The following is a 19,848-nucleotide window of genomic DNA, read 5'->3' on the forward strand; positions in this document are numbered from 1 at the left end:
ATGAACTTTATCGCGAGTTCCGCACGAACAGGAGGCCACTTAATGTGGCCTCCGTCGTGAGCAGGACTGTAGAGCAGGAAACTTCATCAGTGCCCGCCCCATCCAAACCGGCGGGATAGACCGGTTTGGATGGGGCTTTGATGCATGGGTGGTCTGTTGGTGGGCAAATGGGTATCATACTGTGGTTATTGCATCGACTCTGCGATGCATGTTTGTACGTTCCCGGCGGTCGGTTTGCCAGAAGCGCCCCGCCGGTTGCTCCAGACCCGTTTCGAAGAAAGGAAACCACACTAACCTATGGCAGCTAAAAAATCATCTCCCTTGAAGATCATTCCGCTCGGCGGCCTTGACGGCATCGGCAAGAACATGACGGTCTTCGAGTGCGGCGACGACATGGTGCTCGTCGACGCCGGTCTCATGTTCCCCGACGATTCCCAGCCCGGTATCGACCTGGTGCTTCCCGACTACACCTATGTTTTGGAGAATGAGGAGAAGCTCCGCGGTATCGTCGTCACCCACGGCCACGAGGACCACACTGGTTCGCTTCCGTACCTGCTGCAGGACCTCAACAACAAGGTGCCCATCTTCTCGAGCAAGCTGACGCTCGGCTTCATCGAGGGCAAGCTCTCTGAGTTTCGCATCCGCGCACCCAAGTTCCGCGAGGTCAAGGGCGGCAGCCATGTCAACCTCGGCGGCATCTCGCTCGACTTCTTCTCGATGACGCACTCCATCCCCGGCGCTCTGGGCGTGTTCATCCGCACCAATCAGGGCACCGTCATGCACACGGGCGACTTTAAGCTTGACCAGACGCCCATCGATGGTGTCACGCCCGACTATGCCGCTATCAGCCGCTTTGCCAAGCAGGGCATCGACCTGCTGCTTTCCGACTCTACCAACGCCACGGTTCCCGGCTTTACCAAGTCCGAGGCCGAGGTTGGCCCCAATCTGCTGCATGCCATCAAGAATGCTCCGGGCCGCGTGTTCGTCGCGTCGTTCTCGAGCCACATCCATCGTCTGCAGCAGATCTGTGACGCCGCCCGCAAGTGCGGCCGTAAGGTCGTTGTGACCGGTCGCTCCATGCTCACGAACACCCGCGTGGCGCGCGAGCTCGGTTATCTCAACATCGATGATGCCGATATCATCGATGCCTTCGACATTGATAACCTGCCCGACGACAAGATCGTCGTCATGTGCACTGGCTCGCAGGGAGAGCCGCTGTCGGCCCTGTCCCGCATGGCCAATGGCGAGCACAAGACGCTCTCCATCCACGAGGGCGATACCGTTATCCTCTCGGCAACTCCTGTTCCCGGCAATGAGAAAGCCGTCCAGCAGGTCGTCAACAGCCTGGCCAAGCTCGGCTGCGATGTGTGGGATAAGAACCGCGCTCTCGTCCACGTCTCGGGTCACGGTAGCCAGGAGGAGCTCAAGCTCCTGATGGCCATGGCCAAGCCCACGTACTTTATGCCGGTTCACGGTGAGGCCGTGCATCTGCGCGCCCATGCTCAGCTGGCCCGCAAGATGGGTCTCAAGGACGATCATATCTTTATCCTCGATAACGGTGACACGCTCGAGATGCGCGGCGGTATCGTCAAGCGTGGTACGCCCGTCGAGTCCGGCGTCGTCTACGTCGACGGCCTGCGTATCGGCGATACCGACCCCATCGTCCTGCGCGATCGCCAGAAGCTCGCCAATGACGGTATGGTCACGGCCGTTGCTATCGTCTCGCTCAAGCACAAGAAGATCGAGGCTATCGAGTTCTCGGGTCGCGGCGTCTCGTTTGCCATCGACGACCAGTTCTCCGAGGATGCCTCCGCATCCATTATGAAGACGATCGAGAAGGGCAAGTTCAGCTTTACCAGCAGCGGCTCCGATGCCATTCGCAAGGCCGTGCGCGATTCGCTCTCCAACTTCATTTGGAGCCGTACGCGTACCCGTCCGATGATCATCCCGGTCGTCATGGAGGTTTAGTTTGGCGCGCGGATCTGCACAAAACGCCAAAGGCAATAAAGCCAACAACCAACCGGCATCTGCTAAGGGTGCCGGTTCCCATCTGCGTGCCAATAAGGGCCATGAGGCAGACTTCGACGATTTTGAGCCCTTGGTCGAGCCTTCGGCCAATCGCGATATCGCCGGTGTGGTCATCGCCGTTTTGGCGATCGCGTCCTTCATTGCCGTGATCTCTCCGGCAACAGCGCCCGTGACGGCTGCGGTTGCCGGTTTCTACCACCTGGGCTTTGGCCTGGGCGCCTACGTGCTGCCGATCGTCATCTTGCTGTTTGCCGCCACGCTCTTTTTGGGTGAGGACTCGCCGCTCAACGTGCGCTCTGTCGCGGGCGGCGCCGTGGTCTTTATCGCCGTCGTCTCCATTCTTTCGCTGATGGTGCCGGGCACGAGCGATTCGTGCGACCTTATGTTTACGCCGCAGAACCTTTCCGTGTCGGGCGGCTACATTGGCGCCTTTATCGCAAGTGCCTTGCAAAACGCCCTGGGTAAACCTATCGCCATGGTTGTCTTGCTGGGGCTTGTCGTCGTTGGTTTGGTCATTATCGGCTTTTCGGTGGGTGGCGTTTTGCGCTCCGCACGCGATCGTGCGGCAGATTTTGCCGAACGCCGTCGTGCCGATGTCAACGCCAGCCCGTGGGGCGATGAAGAGGCCCTGTCTGTTCCCGGCGTCGCTCGTCCGCACCTGAGCATTCTGCGCCAGAAGGGGACTGACGCCGCGGTGACCACGGTCATGGGTGGCGATGTCGACCCGGTTTTGGATGACAACGAGGACGATGACCCGTTTGTCGACGTATCCGAGTCGGTTGAAGCCGAGCGGGCCAAGACCACGCTGCTGCCGCGTCGCCATGTCAAGAAGGGCAAGGCTGCGCCTAAGCTCAATACGAGTGAGCCCGACCCGTCTTGGTCCGATAGCGAGATTGAGCTCACCGAGGGCGATGACGAGGACGACGAGGGTCCGATTGAGACCGCAAAGACAACTTTGCTGCCGCGTCGCCATGCAAAGCGCGGCCAGGTAACCGGCCAGCTTTCGATGGAAGACGACTCCGATAAGATCGACGAGTCCGAGCCGCCGTTTGTCGTGAATCCCGTCTCGGCCGCACCTCAGATTCCCGACTTCCTGAAGCATCCCAAGGTTGCCGGTGCGCCTGCCACGAGTGCTATCGAATCGGCTGCGGCTCGTGATGGGGGAGTGGACGACGGCGCCGCAGATAACGAGGGCGAAGAAGAGGACGGACTCAAGCTTCCGCCGCTCGAAATCCTGCATGCCAACCCGCAGTCGGCTTCCGCCGCGTCTTCGGACAAGGAGCTGGAGCAGACCGCTGAGTCACTGCAATCCACCTTGCTTGAGTTTGGCCGCAGTGCCCGCGTGGTCGGCTGGATCGCCGGCCCCACGGTGACGACCTTTAAACTGCAGCCCGGTGAGGGCGAGCGTGTGAGCAAAATTTCGAGCCTCGAGGACGATATCGCGCTTTCGCTCGCTGCCCAGTCGGTGCGTATCTTTGCCCCGATCCCCGGCACCTCGCTCGTGGGCATCGAGATTCCCAACCGCAAGCGCCAGAACGTCAATCTGGGCGACGTGCTGCCCTATGTGAAGGGCGGTCCGCTCGAGCTCGCCATCGGCCGCGACGCCGAGGGCACGCCGGTTGTCGCCGACCTCGCCAAGATGCCTCACCTGTTGATTGCCGGTACGACCGGTTCTGGTAAGTCGGTGATGATCAATTCCATCATCACGACATTGCTCATGCGCGCCCTTCCCGAGGACGTTCGCCTGATCATGGTCGACCCCAAGCGCGTCGAGCTTGCGGGCTATAACGGTCTGCCGCATCTCTATGTGCCCGTGGTGACCGAGCCCAAGCAGGCCGCGAGCGCTCTGCAATGGGCTGTGTCCGAGATGGAGCGTCGCCTGAAGGTCTTCGAGCGTCTCAACGTGCGTAAGATCTCGACCTACAACGAAAAGCAGGCTGCTGGCGAGTTTGAGCATTACGACAATCCGCCGCAAAAGATGCCCTACCTTGTCATTATCATTGACGAGCTCTCTGACCTGATGATGGTCGCCGGTAAGGATGTCGAGGCCTCGATCGTGCGTATTGCACAGCTGGGCCGTGCCGCCGGTATTCATCTTATCGTTGCCACGCAGCGCCCCAGCTCCAACGTGGTGACGGGCCTCATCAAGGCCAACATCACCAACCGCATCGCCTTTAACGTCGCCACGGGCATCGACTCGCGCGTCATCATCGACCAGATGGGCGCCGAGAAGCTCACCGGTTTGGGCGACATGTTGTTCTCCAAGGTCGACTGGGGCAAGCCCCGCCGTATCCAGGGCTGCTTTGTCTCGGATGATGAGATCAACGAGATTGTCGAGTTCGTCAAGTCGCAGAGTGAGCCAGACTACCACGAGGAGATCCTGTCTGCCGTGGCGCCCGCTTCCATGTCCATGGCGGGTGGCGGCGGCATTGTCCGCACCGGAGTAGCCGAGCCGCAAGACGATGATCCGCTCATTTGGGAAGCCGCCCATATTGTGGTGGAATCGCAGCTTGGCTCCACATCTGGCCTGCAACGTCGTCTGAAGGTTGGCTATGCGCGTGCCGGGCGTATTATGGACATGCTGGAAGAAAAGGGTGTCGTCGGCCCGCCCGACGGTTCCAAGCCGCGCGAGGTCCTGTTGGACGAGGAGGGGCTTGCCGCGCTGGAATCTGTCGACGCCGAGATGGCACGTGAAGATCGTGAGTTTGGAGGATTCTGATGGCTGCACGCTTTGGTGACATGCTGCTCGAGCAGCGTCGCCGAATGGGCCTTTCCATTCAGCAGGTCGCCAACACCATCAAAATCAGGCCGCAGATCATCGAGTTTTTCGAGACCGGTAACTTTGCTTCGATGCCGCCGCGCGGCTATGCGCAGGGCATGATTTCGAGCTATGCTCGCTTTTTGGGCCTCAATCCGCGCGAGGTCGTCAATGCCTACTTTGACGAGCTGATGGCATACGAGCGCGAGACGTCGCAGCAGGGCGGTCGTTTTCAGGACGCCGCCGGCTACGTCAATTCGCGTTCCTCAGTCGATAACGGGCGCTTCCTGATGGTTCAGGGCGGTCGTTCGACCCGCTATGGACAGCGTCCTCAGCAGGCCGGTTATATTACCGAGACGGGTTCGGGCGAGGAGATTCGCTCGCAGCGTGACCGGTTCCGCAGTACGCCGATGCCCGAGGACCGTGCACTTCCCGCTGCCCGCGGCGTGGCGCGTGACCCTCGTGCCGGCTACGGCGACGGCGGCTATTCCGATCGCGGTCACCGTGGTATCTCCACCGGACGCTCTCGCAGTGGCTATGCGGACGCCGATACCACGCAGGTGACGCCGCGTCTTCGCTCTCAACCACAGCCGTATGGCCAGCGCTCTTCGGCTCCGCGTGCGGGCCAGCGTGGCTATCAAGGCCGCGGTGAACTTGCGCCCCGCTCGGGTCAGCGCGGCCTTCAGGGCCAGGGTGGCTATCGTGGCCGTTCCGATAGCAATCGTGGTCGTATGCCTCAGGGAGGTGGCCGCAGCAGTTCCAGTCGTGGACGCGGCGGATCTCGTACTCCTCAAAACAACGGGCTCGATCCGCGTATCGTCTACGCTGGCATCGGTGCCGTGGCGTTGCTGCTGATCGTGCTCATCGTGGTACTTCTGCGCGGCTGCGCATCTTCGACGCCCGAAACCACGCCCGAGACGCCTGCTGCTACCAAGACGACGACCAAGAAGTCTTCTAAGAAGACCGAAACGGTCGACGAGGACGAAGACACCGATGAGGCGACGGATGAGTCGACCGGTTCGGACGCCACCAAGACGACGGCTAAAAAGGAAGAGAACGAGGCAACGAAGGTCAAGGTCTCCGTTGCCAAGGGAAAGACCGCGTGGATTGAGGTCAAGGTCGACGGAAAGTCGGTCTATGGCGCCCAGGCGACTGGCCCCTTTGAGCAGGAGTACACGCCCGAGTCCTCGATCGAGATCACCACGTCCAAGCCTTCCGATGTCACCGTTACCAAGAATGGCGAAAAGGTCCGTTACGATACCAAGACTTCGGGCGTGGCGCGTGTGACGATCACCGTTCCCAAGAAGGAGACGACCTATTCCGAGAATGGTGAAAGTTCTGATGGTGCCGACACCACCGACGGTACCGATACCACCGACGGCACCGATGCCCAGTCCACGGATGGCGCCGATGCCGCAACTGACGGTCAGACGCCCACCGATTCTACCGACTATTCGTACGATAGCTATTAAGCCGCTCGTACGCGAAAGGAAACATCATGGCTAAAGATTCCAGCTTCGACGTCGTGTCCGAGGTCGATATGCAAGAGGTCGACAACGCCTTCCAGCAGACCACGCGCGAGATTTCCCAGCGCTATGACCTGAAGGATTCCGGCGCCACGATTGAGCTTTCGAAGGGCGACAAGCTCTTTACGATCAACGCCCCGGCCGACTTTGTCTCCAAGCAGATCATCGATGTCCTGAGCTCCAAGCTCATCAAGCGCGGCATCGACCTCAAGGCTGTTTCGTGGGATGCTCCGCAGGCGGCATCGGGCGGCACCGTGCGCGTGCTCGGCCATATCGTCGAGGGTATCGACCAGGCGACCGCCAAGAAGATCAACAAGGACATCAAGGACCAAAAGCTCAAGGTCAAGGTGACCATCGAAGCTGACAAGCTGCGTGTTTCCTCTGCTTCGAAGGACGCGTTGCAGACCGTGATTCAGTTCCTGCGCGACCAGGACTACGGCCAGCCGCTGCAGTTCACCAACTACCGCTAATATCATTCGAAAGGACCGCTCTCCAACATGGATACACCGTTGGGCTCCGTGCTCTACATCACCCTCGGGTGCGCCAAGAACGAGGTCGATACCGACCGCATGCGTTCTCTTTTGACCGCCGCAGGCTACGAGGAGGCATTCGACCCGCAGGAGGCCGATATCGCCATCGTCAATACGTGCTCGTTCCTCGCCTCCGCAACGTCCGAGAGCATCGAGACCACGCTCGAGCTCGCCAACGAGGTGCAGGACGGCGTTCGTTCTTGCCCCATCGTCATGTGCGGCTGTGTGCCGTCGCGCTATGGCGACGACCTGCCTGACGAGCTGCCCGAGGTCGCTGCCTTTGTGAAGGCCGACGAGGAAGACGGCATCGTGGCAGTCATCGATGGCGTGCTGGGTGTCGAGCGTGAGATCGCGGCCTATATCCCTCAGGTCAAGCGTACCGTCGAGGGTGCCGTTGCCTACGTCAAGATTTCCGATGGCTGCAATCGTTTTTGCAGCTTCTGCATGATCCCCTATATTCGCGGTCGTTATCACTCGCGCAATGCCGAGAGCATTATTTCTGAGGTGCGCGACCTGGTTGCCGGTGGCGTGCGCGAGATCGTGCTGATCGGCCAGGACACGGGCATCTGGGGCACCGACTTTGCGGATGAGGACGTCGCCGAGGGCTCGCCGCGCAATCTGGCGCAGCTGCTGCGTGCCGTCGCCGAGGCCGTGCGCCCGCAGAACGTCTGGGTCCGCGTGCTCTACCTGCAGCCCGAGGGCATGACCGATGAGCTCATCGAGACGATTCGCGATACGCCCGAGGTGCTTCCCTATATCGATATCCCCGTGCAGCACTGCGACGCGCGCATTCTCAAGGCTATGCGCCGTTCTGGTTCGCGCCAGGAGCTCGAGGACCTGTTCCGCGATCTGCGTGAGCGTATCCCCGGCATCGTGATCCGTTCCACGGCCATGGTCGGCTTCCCGACCGAGACCGACGACGAGTTCCGCGACCTTATCGACTTTATGGACACCGTCGGCTTTGACTACACGAGCGTCTTTGCCTACTCGCAGGAGGAGGGCAGCCTGGCCGCTAAGATGGAGGGTCAGGTCGACGAAGAGGTCAAGCTCGAGCGCGCCCAGGAGGCCATGGACCTGGCTGAGTCGCTCGGTTTTGCCGCCACCGCCGCACATGTGGGCGAGCGCGCCCAGGTGATCGTCGACGGTATCGAAGAAACCGAGGACGGCGCCGAGCTGATCGGCCATGCCTGGTTCCAGGCGCCCGATTCCGATGGCGCGGTGCATCTGGACGCCAGCGAGGCGTCCGTGGGTGATATTCTGACCGTCGAGTTTACCGATAGCTTCTGCTATGAGCTTATCGGACATGTTGTGGAGTAGGAGAGCGTCGTGGCAAACGAGAGCAATAAGGAACTGACGAGTGTTTGGACGCCCGCCAACATCGTGACGTGCGTTCGCATCGTCTTTATCCCGGTGTTCATGATCGTGTCGGCGCTGTCTCACACGAGCGTTGCCGGTACGGACTGGAGCACCTTCGACGGCCCGCTCGCCGCCGCCGCCTTTATTCTGTACGTTATCCTGTCGTGCACCGATAAGGTCGACGGCTATCTGGCGCGCTCGCGCAACGAGATCACCGACTTCGGTAAGTTTTTGGACCCCATCGCCGACAAGCTACTCGTGTTCTCGGCCCTGCTGCTGTTCCTCGATTTTGGCGCGGTGACCGTGTGGTCCGTGTTCATTATCTTGTTCCGCGAGCTGTTGGTGAGCGCCCTTCGCATGGTCGCGAGTGCGGCCGGTGTGGTCATTGCCGCCGATAAGCTCGGCAAGTACAAGACGGCGACCACGATGGTCTCCATCTGCGGCTACCTGTGCGTTTTTGCGATGACCGGCCTCCAGTTGGGGCCTGCGGAGCTGTTGCTCGGTGTCTATGGCGTTTCACGCTTCCTGTACGCTGTTGCCGTTGTCCTGACCGTTATCTCGGGCGCCCAGTACTTCTGGAACTGCCGCAAGATCGTCTTCTCGGTCTAGGTCCTGGTGGGTATGGCGGACTCTTTTGAGCAGATTTCCGCACATAACGAGGAGCTGGCGCGCGATATTGTCGAGCGCGCGAGCGCTCGGGGCGTGACGGTTTCTACGGCTGAGTCGCTGACGGCGGGTATGATCGCCTCGACGATTGCCGATATCCCGGGCGCCTCGGCGGTGCTGCGCGGCGGTGCGGTGACCTATTGCGATGAGATCAAGCATCGTGTTCTGGGTGTTGAGCAGGAGACGCTCGATCGGTTTAGCGCCGTGTCGCACCAGACGGCGCGCGAGATGGCCGCGGGCTCGCTGGACCTCTATCAGAGCGATGTGGCCGTGAGCGCAACGGGCTACGCTGGGCCCGGTGGTGGCACCGAGCAAGACCCCGCCGGCACGTTCTATATTGGCTGGGCGTATCGCGTGGCTGATGGGGAAGTGCCGATCGTGGACTCTGTGCGTTGCCACTATGAGGGCGACCGTTCGTGTGTTCGTGCCCATGCGGTCACGGAGGCATTGGGACGCATTGCCCTTGTGCTCAACTCTATGGAATAGGCGTGTTTTAAGGGGCCTTAGGGCCCCTTAATTGTGGAGATGGGGACCTCTGACGAATTTAGCTTTTGTGCTGGTCATAGGTGTATTATCTCCTTCCTTGTTTTTATTTGGCCCTATGTGGTCAAGCATTTGGACAGTGTTTGGTCGGCGTTTGGTTGGGTTTTGGAAAGACTGCCTGCATATGATTGGTCTGAACGGTTGACCACGAACAGCCGTTCGTTTATTATCGATGCAGGTTGTTAAGAGGAGGGCTATTCATGGCCAAGAATTCAGGTCCCGTACGTACCGTCCATGCACCCACGACGGGCAAAGAGCGCGAAGAGATGATCGCCACCACCAAGGCCGAGATCGAGAAGAAGTTCGGTCAAGGTTCCATCATGAGGTATGGTGACGGCGGCCCCGAGCTCGAGGTCGAGGCCATCCCCACGGGTGCTCTGGCGCTCGATGCCGCTCTGGGTATCGGCGGTGTGCCGCGCGGCCGTATCGTCGAGATTTACGGTCCTGAGTCCTCCGGTAAGACGACGCTTTCGCTCGAGATCCTGGCCGAAGCCCAGGCAATGGGTGGCGTGGTAGCATTTATCGATGCCGAGCACGCGCTCGATCCCACGTATGCCGCGCGCATTGGCGTGGATATCGACGAGGTACTGATTTCCCAGCCTGATACGGGTGAGCAGGCGCTCGAGATTGTTGACATGCTCGTGCGTTCCGGCGCCATCGATGCCATCGTCGTCGACTCCGTCGCCGCGCTGACCCCGCGTGCCGAGATCGAGGGAGAGATCGGCGATACCACGGTCGGATTGCAAGCTCGTCTGATGAGTCAGGCGCTCCGCAAGCTCGCCGGCTCGCTGTCCAAGTCCAACACGACATGCATCTTCATTAACCAGCTGCGAGAGAAGATCGGCGTCATGTTCGGCAACCCCGAGACCACGACGGGCGGCCGCGCCCTTAAGTTCTTCTCTTCGGTGCGTATCGACATTCGCCGCATCGACAGCATTAAGCTTAAGGATGAGGTTATCGGTAACCGCGTGCGCGCCAAGGTCGTTAAGAACAAGGTGGCAGCTCCGTTCCGTTCTGCTGAGTTCGACATCATGTACGGTACGGGCATCTCTAAGGAGGGCTCGATTCTGGACATGGCTGTCGAGTGCGGCATTTGCAAGAAGATGGGCTCCTGGTTTGCCTATGGCGAGGACAAGCTCGGCAACGGTCGCGAGGCCGCCAAGGCGTTCCTGCGCGAACACCCCGATTGCGCCGACGAGATTGAGCATAAGGTCCGCCTTGCCTGCGGGCTTGAGTTTGATGACGATGCTCCGTCCGAGGTCGAGCTGACCGATCAGCCTGCGCCTGAGGAGTTTGACGAGCTTTACGCCATCGATGGTTCCGCCATGCTCGATGATGACGACGAGTAGCGGTTACGCTCATGTCGTATACGGTGACCGAGGCCACGGTCGTCTTTCCCGATAAGAAGGCGGCCTCCTCGTTCTCGAGCGGGTATGCGTCCAAAAAGCCTTGCGCACATATCGATTGTGAGCTTGAGGGCGGTTTTGAGCGGTCCATTTGGATTCCCGTGCGGGTCGCGCGCCTGTATGTCAAAAATCGCCCAGATCTTCCCTGTGATTGGGATAACTTTCGTGAAGCGGTGCAGCTCATCGAGCGTAAATGTGCACTTACCATGGTGACCGAGATGCTATCGCGACGCGACCATGCGACGGGTGAGGTCCGTGACAAGTTGTCACGCTACGGCTTTCGCCAGCCCGCGATCGATTTCGCCGTCGAGCGCGCCACCGAGTATCGCTTTTTAGACGAGAACCGCTTTTGCTCGTACTTTATCGAGGAACGCAAGCGGCGCGGTTGGGGACAGCGTAAAATCGAGACCGAGCTCAAGCGCCGTCATGTCGTGCTCGATGACATTCCCGGTTATCCCGAGGATTATTTTGCCGTCGAAGACGATTCGGCGCGTGCGTCAGCCCTGCTCGCCAAGCGGCGTGTTCCAGAGACGCGCGGATTCGAAAAACTGGTTCGGTTTTTGATGGGCAAGGGCTTCTCGTATCACATCGCCGCCGATGCCGTTAAGGCACGTCTCGATGCCGAACGTGAGGAATGTGCGGTTTAGGCGTATGCGTTTTGTGGCCCTGCCGTTCACCGCGTTTTAGCCGCCGTGCTGGGGCCATTTATTTGACAGTTGTTGTGGTTCAACGTACGATAAACACTGTCATTTGCTTTGTGATATGTGCTCATCTGTGATGAGTTTGTTTATATGTTTACCTGTATCCGACCCGCATAAGCTGCGCCCATATTACTCAAATGTCGCGAGCCGTTCGTAAGGACGGTTCGCTTTGTTGTGTAACGAATCCATAAAAAGGAGTGAGCATGCCTATCATCGCAGCGCTCGTTGGCATCGTTTTGGGTGCCATCGCCGCCATTGCCTACATGCGCACCGCCAAGCAGGGTAGTCTTCACGAGGCCGACGAAAAAATCCAGTCGGCACACGCACAGGCTGAGTCCCTGATCGGTGATGCTGAGCGTCAGGCCGAGACCCTCAAAAAAGAGGCTCTGCTCGAGGCTAAAGAGGAGATCATCAAGAACAAGCAGGCCGCTGAGGCCGAGGACAAGCAGCGTAAGAACGAGATTCGTACGCTCGAGAACCGCGTGATGCAGCGCGAGGAATCCCTCGATCGCCGCAACGACGCTCTCGACAAGCGCGAGCATCAGCTGTCCAGCCAGGCCGGTCAGGTCGAGAAGCGCTCCCGTGAGCTCGAGGAGCTCTGCGCAAAGCAGACCTCCGAGCTCGAGCGTATCGCCGACCTTACCCGCGAGGACGCCCACAAGGAGCTCCTCGATAAGGTTCGCGGCGAGGTCACCCACGAGGCCGCCACGATCATTCGCGAGTCCGAGCAGCAGGTTCGCGCCGAGTGCCACAAGACCGCCCAGGAGATTCTGTCTCTGGCGATTCAGCGCTGCGCTGCCGATCACACTGCCGAGGTCACCGTTACCTCCGTGCACATTCCCTCTGATGACCTCAAGGGCCGTATCATCGGTCGCGAGGGTCGCAACATCCGGACCTTCGAGCAGGTTTCCGGCGTCAACCTCGTGATCGACGACACGCCCGAGACCGTCGTTCTTTCGAGCTTCGACCCGGTCCGTCGTGAGACCGCCCGTGTCGCCCTCGAGAACCTCATCGCCGACGGCCGCATTCACCCTGCCCGTATCGAGGAGATGTATCACAAGGCCGCCGACCTGGTTCAGCAGCGCGTGCGCGAGGCTGGCGAGCAGGCTGCCTTCGATACCGGCATCCACGATCTGCACCCCGAGATCGTCAAGACCCTTGGTGCCCTGCGCTACCGTACCTCGTTTGGTCAGAACGTGCTTCAGCATTCCCTCGAGGTCTCTGATCTGTGCGGCGTGATGGCTTCCGAGCTTGGCCTGGACGTTGTGACCGCCAAGCGCGCCGGCCTGCTTCATGACCTGGGCAAGGCAATCGACCACGACGTCGAGGGCCCGCATGCCGTCATCGGCGCCGAGCTTGCCCGCCGTTATGGCGAGAAGCCCGTTATCGTCCACGCTATTGAGGCTCACCATGCCGATGTCGACCCCAACACGGTGCTCGATGTCCTGGTGCAGGCCGCCGATGCTGTCTCTGCCTCTCGCCCCGGTGCCCGTCGCGAGTCTGCCGAGAACTACATCAAGCGTCTTGAGAAGCTCGAGGAGATCGCCAACTCCCATGACGGCGTCGAACGTACCTATGCCATGCAGGCCGGTCGCGAGGTCCACGTCATGGTCCAGCCGGACAAGATCTCCGATGCCCAGTCCACGGTCCTGGCTCACGATATCGCCCATCAGATCGAGGAAGAGATGGAGTATCCCGGTCAGGTGCGCGTCGTCGTGATTCGCGAGAGCCGCGCTGTCGATATCGCTAAATAACATGAGCGACGCGAACGAGCTCATCTCATTTATCGCGTCGATGTCGGGGGAGGGCAACCTTCGCGTCGAGGAGAACCTTGGCGAGGGGTATGTCCGCCTCCGCGTTTCGGAGGCCGAGCGGCGCCAGGCTAAGCACGACATTCAGCATGTCGAGGACATCGTCATCGAAATGCTCCGTAATGCTCGCGATGCCGGCGCCGACAAGGTCTATCTCGCCACGACCAAGGAAGATGGCGTCCGCACGCTTGTCTTTCTGGATAACGGTTCTGGCGTTCCGCAGGATATGCAAGAGCGAATCTTTGATGCCCGCGTTACCTCCAAGCTCGAGAGCATGAAGATGGACCGTTGGGGCGTTCACGGTCGTGGCATGGCATTGTTTTCGATTAAGCAGAACACCGACGAGGCCCGTGTGGTCACGTCCGGCGTCGATCTTGGTTCAGCCTTCAAGGTGAGCGTTGCGGCCGACCGCCTCAGTGAGCGTGCCGATCAGTCCAGCTGGCCCCAGGCCGTCAAGGATGAGGACGGACGTTATGTCTGCGCTCGCGGTCCACATAATATTATTCGCGCTGCTTGTGAGTTTGCGCTCGAGGAGTTGCGTGGTTGCGATGTCTATCTCGGTTCTCCGTCTGAGATTGCCGCGACCCTTTATGCTCAAGCGTCAAGTCGGCTCGATACGTCTCGTCTCCTGTTCATTGATGACGAGAGCGAGCTTCCGGTTGTCGATCGTTTAGGCCTTGCTTCTGATGCCGAGGACTTTATCCGTATTTGTTCGGGTTTGGGTCTTGAGATGTCCGAGCGCACGGCCCATCGCATTTTGGCAGGGCAGATTAAGCCCGTTCGCGGTGTGACCGCGCGTCTGCTGCGCGAGCGTGATTCGTCCTCGCATGCGCCGGCTCCTGTCGATCTCGCGAAGGATCGTCGCGGGCTACGTATTGCCAAGGATGACATGGCACAGTTTTCGCGCGCTGTGGAACGCGACTTTAATGACCTTGCCACCCGGTACTATCTCAACCTTTGCGGCGACCCAAAGATTCGTGTTTCGCGTGATCGAATCACCGTGACCTTTGATCTTGCCAAAGAGGAATAGTGCCTTTACCGAGTCCACTCGGTACGATACAGTTATTGCAGTTAAAACGTACTTTTAAATGCAGGAGTTTCTTCATGGATTGCCTGAAGGTATCAAGCAAATCATCGCCCGCGTCCGTTGCCGGCGCCATCGCCGGCATGGTCAAGGATGGTGTACCCGTCAACATCCAGTGTGTCGGCGCCGGTGCCGTCAACCAGGCTATTAAGGCCGTTGCTATCGCGCGCGGTTTTTTGATTCCAACCGGTTTTGATATTTCCTGCGCGCCCGTGTTCTCCGACATCCTCATTAACGGGGAGTCGCGCACGGCCATCCGCCTTTCTATCTACGTTCACCAGATCAATCGAGCTGCTATGGATAACGTCGTCATGGATGATGTTAAGCCTGTGGCATAGCTTCTGCTTGCCTTGTTTCGCTCCCCATCGTTAGGACTTATGCACATGGACCAGCGTTCCGTACGCGATATTCTTGCCGGTAAAACCTACTTTATCCGCACCTTTGGCTGCCAGATGAATCAGCACGACTCCGAGCGTGTGAGCGGTCTGCTTGATTCGTATGGCTGCCTTATGGCGCTCGATCCCGCGCATGCCGATATCGTTGTCTTCATGACGTGCTGCGTGCGCGAGGCCGCCGATACTCGCCTGTACGGTCAGTGTAATTCCTGCAAAAGCCTGCCGCCTTCGCCTTCGGGCAAGCGCGTGGTTGCCGTTGGCGGTTGCATCGCGCAGCGCGATGGCGAGGGCCTGCTCACTAACGTCGATAACGTCAATGTCATCTTTGGCACGCATTCCATTGCACATGTGGCCGAGCTCATTGCCGAGGCGTTCCTTGATGGCAAGCGTCATATCCGTACCAATGAGCATGAGGATACGGATGCCATGAGCATGCCGTGGCATCGCGAGACCCAGTATCACGCCTGGGTGCCCATCATGACAGGCTGCAATAATTTTTGCACCTATTGCATCGTGCCGTACGTGCGTGGTCGCGAAAAGAGCCGCCCCTTCGAGGAGATTGTCGACGAGGTGACCGGTTTGGTACGCCAGGGCGTGCGTGAGATTACGCTGTTGGGCCAAAACGTTAACTCATATGGTCGCGATCTGTTTGGCAAGCCGCGTTTTGCCGATTTGCTGCGTGCCGTGGGCGATACGGGCGTGGAGCGCATCTTCTTTACGTCTTCGCATCCCAAGGATCTGCTGCCCGAGACCATCGACGCCATGGCCGAGACGCCTGCCGTTATGCCGCAGCTTCACCTGGCCGTCCAGTCAGGTTCGACGCGGATCCTCAAAGAGATGAATCGCCGTTATACACGCGAGGACTATCTGGGCCTGGTCGATCGCATTCGCAACCGCATGCCCGATATCGCGCTCTCGACCGACATTATCGTTGGCTTCCCGGGCGAGACTGAAGAAGACTTTGAGCAGACGCTCTCGCTTGCTGAGACGGTCCGCTATGCTCAGGCCTATACCTTCATCTATTCCAAGCGTGCCGGTACCCCGGCCGCCGAGATTGACGATCCTACGCCGCATGAGGTTATTCTTGAGCGTTTCAACCGCCTGGTTAAGGTTATCGAGACCACGGCACACGAGTATAACCAGGGTGAGCTTCATACTGTGGTTCCGGCGCTCATTGAGGGAACGAGTAAAAAGAACGACGCGGTCCTGCTGGGCAAGAGTCCCAAGAATCAGACCGTGCATGCGCCTATCCCCGAGGGGTACAGTATCGATCAGCTTGTTGGCAAGATCGTTGATGTTGACGTTTACATTGCCAAGACCTGGTATTTGTCCGGCTCCGTTGTGGGCGAGCCGCGCTAATGGTTGCTCCCGGGGCAGGTCTTTCCGCCGTTGCGATCGTCGGTCCGACGGCGGTTGGTAAGAGTGATGTTGCCGACCGTTTGGCAGCTCGTCTTTCGTCCGAAGTGCTGTCGTGCGATGCGATGCAAATCTATCGCGGCATGGACATCGGTACCGCAAAGATGGCGCCCGATGAGTGCACGGCGCCGCTGCGTCTCGTTGACATTGTAGAGCCGGGTGTGGCATATTCTGCTGCGCTTTATCAGGCCGACGCTCGCGCGCATGTTGAACGTCTCCTTGGTTCGGGTTGCCTGCCGGTTTTTTGCGGAGGTACGGGGCTGTATCTCAAGGCCGCCCTCGATGAGATGGACTTTCCCTCGGGTGAACTTGAGGACGATCGTCGTGCGGGCTATCAGGAGCTTGCCGAGCGTATTGGCGAGGAAGAACTGCATGCCTTGCTTGCCGAGCGCGATCCAGAATCGGCTGCTGTTATTCATCCCCATAACGTGCGCCGTGTGATTCGTGCGCTCGAGATGCATGATGATGGCGTCTCCTATGCGCAGCAAAAGTCGCAGTTTAGTGTTCCGCACGAGCATTATCATGCCCTATGGTTTGGTCTGACGCGTAATCGCGAGGTGCTCTACGAGCGCATTAACCAGCGCGTCGATCTGATGTTTGAGCAGGGTCTTGTCGATGAGGTCCGCGGTCTTATGGGCCAGGGGCTGGGAGATGCCCTGACGTCGATGCAGGCAATTGGCTATAAAGAGATCATTGATGCTTTCAATGGCGTGATGAGCATGGATGAGGCTCGCGAACTCATTAAGATGCGTTCGCGTCGTTATGCCAAGCGTCAGCTTTCGTGGTTTAAGCGCGATGACCGTATCGTGTGGTTTGATATGGATGAATGTACGATCGATGAGGTCGTTGAGGATATCCTGCATCGTATTGAGGCTGCCTAATGGCCCGTTTCCCCCTTGTTCCCACGGCACCCGAGCCCGAGCGTGCCATTTTAGTTGGTGTTGAGTGGCGCGACAATGCATGGCCGCTCGATCGCTCGCTTGATGAGCTGGAGCGTCTTGCCCACACAGCTGGTGCTCAGTGCGTGGCACGCTTGTCGCAGCGTTTGGTAAAGTCGTATCCTAAATCGTTTATCGGTTCCGGCAAGGTAGAAGAGCTGTGCGGCCTGGTGCATCGCATGGATGCCGATGTCGTTATTTTTGACGACGACCTGACGCCCTCGCAGCAATCCTATTTGGAGAAAGCTGTGGGCGAGCCGGTAAAGATTATCGATCGTACAGCACTGATCCTGGATATCTTTGGCCTGCATGCTCAGACGCGTGAGGGACGCCTGCAGGTACAGCTGGCACAGCTTCAATATTTGTTGCCTCGCCTGCGTGGCATGTGGAGCCATCTCGCCAAGGAGCAGACGCGCGGCGGCATCGGCTCACGTTTTGGTCAGGGCGAAAGTCAGCTCGAGGTCGACCGTCGCCTTATTCGTAATAAGATCGCTGCGCTTCGTCGTGAGCTCAAGCAGGTTGAACAGCGTCGCGATGTTCAATCCAAGAGTCGCATTGAGTCCCCGGCGTTTCGCGTCGCGTTAGCCGGTTATACCAATGCCGGTAAATCGACGTTACTCAATCGTCTGACCGGCTCTACGGTACTTTCGCAGGACAAGCTGTTTGCTACGCTCGACCCTACGACGCGTTCGTATCGTCTGCCCGGCGGTCGCGGCATGACGATTACCGATACCGTCGGCTTTATTCAAAAGCTGCCCCATGGTCTGGTCGATGCCTTTAAATCGACGCTGTCCGAGGTTTTGGGTGCCGATCTTATTCTCAAAGTCGTAGATACGTCTGACGAGGACTATGAGCGGCAGCTGGAGGCTGTCGACCGCGTGCTTGATGAGATCGGCGCCGGAGAGCGTTTAACGCTTACCGTATTCAATAAAATCGATCTTATCGATAGCGTCGATCGATTGAGTTTCCGTCGTCGCTATCCGGAGGCCGTTCTGTTCTCGGCCCAAACGGGCGAGGGGCTCAACGATCTCGTCGACCAGATTGCTCGCGAGGCAGCTGCCACCGATGTGTTGCTCTCCGCTGATATCCCGTATCGTGAGGGCGCTCTCATCACGCTGGTGCATGAGCAGGGAACCCTTCTGCATGAGGAATATCTCGAGGACGGCGTTCGCATTGTGGCGAAACTGCCGGCTCGTATTGCACCGCGGCTCGAGCGTTATCGCACCGAGTAGACGATCTCCAAAATGCCCAGAATGATGGGCTGATGCAGCAGATAAAAGGGGAGAGCGTGACGTCCAAGGCTGGCGAGCGCCGGCAGGGGGTTGGCGTAGGCCCAGCTAGGGACGGTCTTATCGATACTCTTCGCTATGTGTGCGGCGAAGTATCCTGCAAGATACATAAAGATAAACGGGATGATGGGGTAGTAATCACCTGAGACAAACCCAGGGCTCGGAAATCCTAGCCACGCCAGGTAGGGGACAGGGTAGATCGTTTTGGGGATGCTCCAGGTGAGGGCGAACAACGCAAGGCATAGGGGCATGCCCCATCTCGCCGTTATCTTCTTAAGGACGGGATCGGTCAACGCCACGATGCCGGTGCATGCGGCCATGCAGTAGATGATGCCAAAATTAACCGAATCGTCGAATGAGACAAGTGTTGTTGCCAACCAGACAACGAGTGCTGCTAAGGCGTATTTGGCGGCACGTTTGATATTGTTGCGCGAAAGAGTGCACATCCAACCCGCGATAAACAAAAATACCCAGCTGATGCTGGCGCGCCAGACGTCTTGAAAGACAGTCTGGGTAAACCAAGGCATATCCCAGCCGTACAGGTAGGCGAGATCATAGCAAGCGTGAAAACCTGCCATAGAAATCATCGTAAACCCGCGGACGGTATCAAAGATGGTTATGCGTTTTTGCATTACGAGAACCGGCGCATCAAGCCGACGACTTTGCCCAGGATAACGGGATTCGTTGCATAGATAGGTTCCATGGTGTCGTTCTCGGGCTGCAAGCGCACACGCCCCTGCTCCTTGTAGAACGTCTTGACGGTCGCCGAACCATCAATCATGGCCACGACAATTTCGCCGTTCATGGCACTCTTTTGTTCACGGACGATGATGTAATCGCCATTGAAGATGCCGACATTGATCATTGAGCTCCCATGCACCTCAAGGATAAAGGAACCCTGATCAGTGGCGATTTCGGTCGGGATAGTAAACGTGTCTTCGATATTCTGCTCGGCCAGAATGGGAATCCCAGCCGCGACGCGACCAACGAGCGGTAGCGAGACCGTTCCGCGAGGTGCGGTGGGCTCGTCAGATTTAGAAATTGAGACAGAGGAACCATCCTCGTTAAAGAGTTCCAGGGCGCGCGGTTTGGTGGCATCGCGCTTGAGTAGCCCGCGCGCCTCCAGGGCAGAGAGATGGGCGTGCACGGTGCTGGGGGAGGAAAGGCCCACGGCAGAAGCCATCTCGCGCACGCTGGGCGGATAACCCTTCTCCTGCTGATATTCCTTGATGAAGTCGTAAATTTGCTGCTGACGCTTGGTAATTTTGCGAGCCATCAGGGCATCCTCTCTACCCATGTCAAACAAATGTTCGAATTTTGCTTGACAGGAACAACTGTTCGAAGATAATAATAACCGAACATTCGTTCTCGCGCTAGACATTTTTGTCCGCGCGGCTTGAT

General features: G+C 58.7%; 17 protein-coding genes. 15 read left to right on the forward strand and 2 right to left on the reverse strand.

Annotated elements, in window-relative coordinates; genetic code table 11:
* Positions 1–297: 297 nt before the first annotated feature.
* The 15 genes from DXC67_RS02800 (at position 298) to hflX (ending at position 18,390) form a co-directional block, all read left to right on the forward strand.
* Positions 298–1,968, forward strand: coding sequence for a ribonuclease J (locus DXC67_RS02800; RefSeq protein ID WP_022094702.1), 1,671 nt, complete (start codon positions 298–300; stop codon positions 1,966–1,968).
* A gap of 1 nt (position 1,969) precedes the next feature.
* Positions 1,970–4,747, forward strand: coding sequence for a DNA translocase FtsK (locus tag DXC67_RS02805; protein ID WP_233503140.1), 2,778 nt, complete (start codon positions 1,970–1,972; stop codon positions 4,745–4,747).
* On the forward strand, positions 4,747–6,258 hold the full coding sequence (locus DXC67_RS02810) for a RodZ family helix-turn-helix domain-containing protein (RefSeq protein ID WP_055250079.1): 1,512 nt from the start codon (positions 4,747–4,749) through the stop codon (positions 6,256–6,258). The genes DXC67_RS02805 and DXC67_RS02810 overlap by 1 nt, the downstream gene beginning before the upstream one ends.
* Positions 6,259–6,284: 26 nt before the next feature.
* Positions 6,285–6,782: a YajQ family cyclic di-GMP-binding protein gene (locus DXC67_RS02815; RefSeq protein WP_117637262.1), complete on the forward strand. Its 498-nt coding sequence runs from the start codon at positions 6,285–6,287 to the stop codon at positions 6,780–6,782.
* Between the two features lie 27 nt (positions 6,783–6,809).
* Positions 6,810–8,159 (forward strand): 30S ribosomal protein S12 methylthiotransferase RimO, encoded by a 1,350-nt coding sequence (gene rimO, locus DXC67_RS02820; RefSeq protein ID WP_117637263.1) that lies wholly within the window; start codon positions 6,810–6,812, stop codon positions 8,157–8,159.
* Positions 8,160–8,258: 99 nt separating this feature from the next.
* Positions 8,259–8,807 carry a CDP-diacylglycerol--glycerol-3-phosphate 3-phosphatidyltransferase gene (gene pgsA / locus DXC67_RS02825; protein WP_233502347.1) on the forward strand — a complete coding sequence of 183 codons (549 nt, stop codon included), beginning with the start codon at positions 8,259–8,261 and terminating at the stop codon, positions 8,805–8,807.
* A gap of 12 nt (positions 8,808–8,819) precedes the next feature.
* Positions 8,820–9,350 (forward strand): CinA family protein, encoded by a 531-nt coding sequence (locus DXC67_RS02830; RefSeq protein ID WP_055250088.1) that lies wholly within the window; start codon positions 8,820–8,822, stop codon positions 9,348–9,350.
* 257 nt (positions 9,351–9,607) lie between these two features.
* Complete coding sequence (gene recA / locus DXC67_RS02835; RefSeq protein WP_099431786.1) at positions 9,608–10,756, forward strand: recombinase RecA; 1,149 nt, start codon at positions 9,608–9,610, stop codon at positions 10,754–10,756.
* 11 nt (positions 10,757–10,767) lie between these two features.
* The gene (locus DXC67_RS02840) at positions 10,768–11,460 is read left to right on the forward strand and encodes a regulatory protein RecX (RefSeq protein ID WP_117637264.1); all 693 of its coding nucleotides are present in this window, start codon (positions 10,768–10,770) and stop codon (positions 11,458–11,460) included.
* A 257-nt stretch (positions 11,461–11,717) separates the two neighbouring features.
* Positions 11,718–13,268, forward strand: coding sequence for a ribonuclease Y (gene rny / locus DXC67_RS02845; RefSeq protein WP_117637265.1), 1,551 nt, complete (start codon positions 11,718–11,720; stop codon positions 13,266–13,268).
* Between the two features lies 1 nt (position 13,269).
* Complete coding sequence (locus tag DXC67_RS02850) at positions 13,270–14,355, forward strand: ATP-binding protein (RefSeq protein WP_117583191.1); 1,086 nt, start codon at positions 13,270–13,272, stop codon at positions 14,353–14,355.
* 74 nt (positions 14,356–14,429) lie between these two features.
* Entirely contained in the window at positions 14,430–14,747 is a 318-nt protein-coding gene (locus tag DXC67_RS02855) for a stage V sporulation protein S (protein WP_006235982.1), read from the forward strand.
* Positions 14,748–14,792: 45 nt separating this feature from the next.
* Positions 14,793–16,163, forward strand: a complete 1,371-nt coding sequence (miaB, locus tag DXC67_RS02860; RefSeq protein ID WP_117637266.1) for a tRNA (N6-isopentenyl adenosine(37)-C2)-methylthiotransferase MiaB — start codon at positions 14,793–14,795, stop codon at positions 16,161–16,163.
* The gene (gene miaA / locus DXC67_RS02865; RefSeq protein ID WP_117637267.1) at positions 16,163–17,101 is read left to right on the forward strand and encodes a tRNA (adenosine(37)-N6)-dimethylallyltransferase MiaA; all 939 of its coding nucleotides are present in this window, start codon (positions 16,163–16,165) and stop codon (positions 17,099–17,101) included. Before miaB ends, miaA begins: the two co-directional genes overlap by 1 nt.
* Positions 17,101–18,390, forward strand: a complete 1,290-nt coding sequence (gene hflX, locus DXC67_RS02870; protein ID WP_117637268.1) for a GTPase HflX — start codon at positions 17,101–17,103, stop codon at positions 18,388–18,390. Before miaA ends, hflX begins: the two co-directional genes overlap by 1 nt.
* Here hflX and DXC67_RS02875 read toward each other — a convergent pair.
* Entirely contained in the window at positions 18,375–19,079 is a 705-nt protein-coding gene (locus DXC67_RS02875; RefSeq protein WP_117637269.1) for a heparan-alpha-glucosaminide N-acetyltransferase, read from the reverse strand. The genes hflX and DXC67_RS02875 overlap by 16 nt on opposite strands.
* Positions 19,079–19,723, reverse strand: a complete 645-nt coding sequence (gene lexA, locus DXC67_RS02880) for a transcriptional repressor LexA (RefSeq protein ID WP_040359862.1) — start codon at positions 19,721–19,723, stop codon at positions 19,079–19,081. The genes DXC67_RS02875 and lexA overlap by 1 nt, the downstream gene beginning before the upstream one ends.
* Positions 19,724–19,848: the final 125 nt, after the last annotated feature.

The sequence above is a fragment of the Collinsella sp. TF07-1 genome (assembly GCF_003437235.1).
Taxonomy (GTDB): domain Bacteria; phylum Actinomycetota; class Coriobacteriia; order Coriobacteriales; family Coriobacteriaceae; genus Collinsella.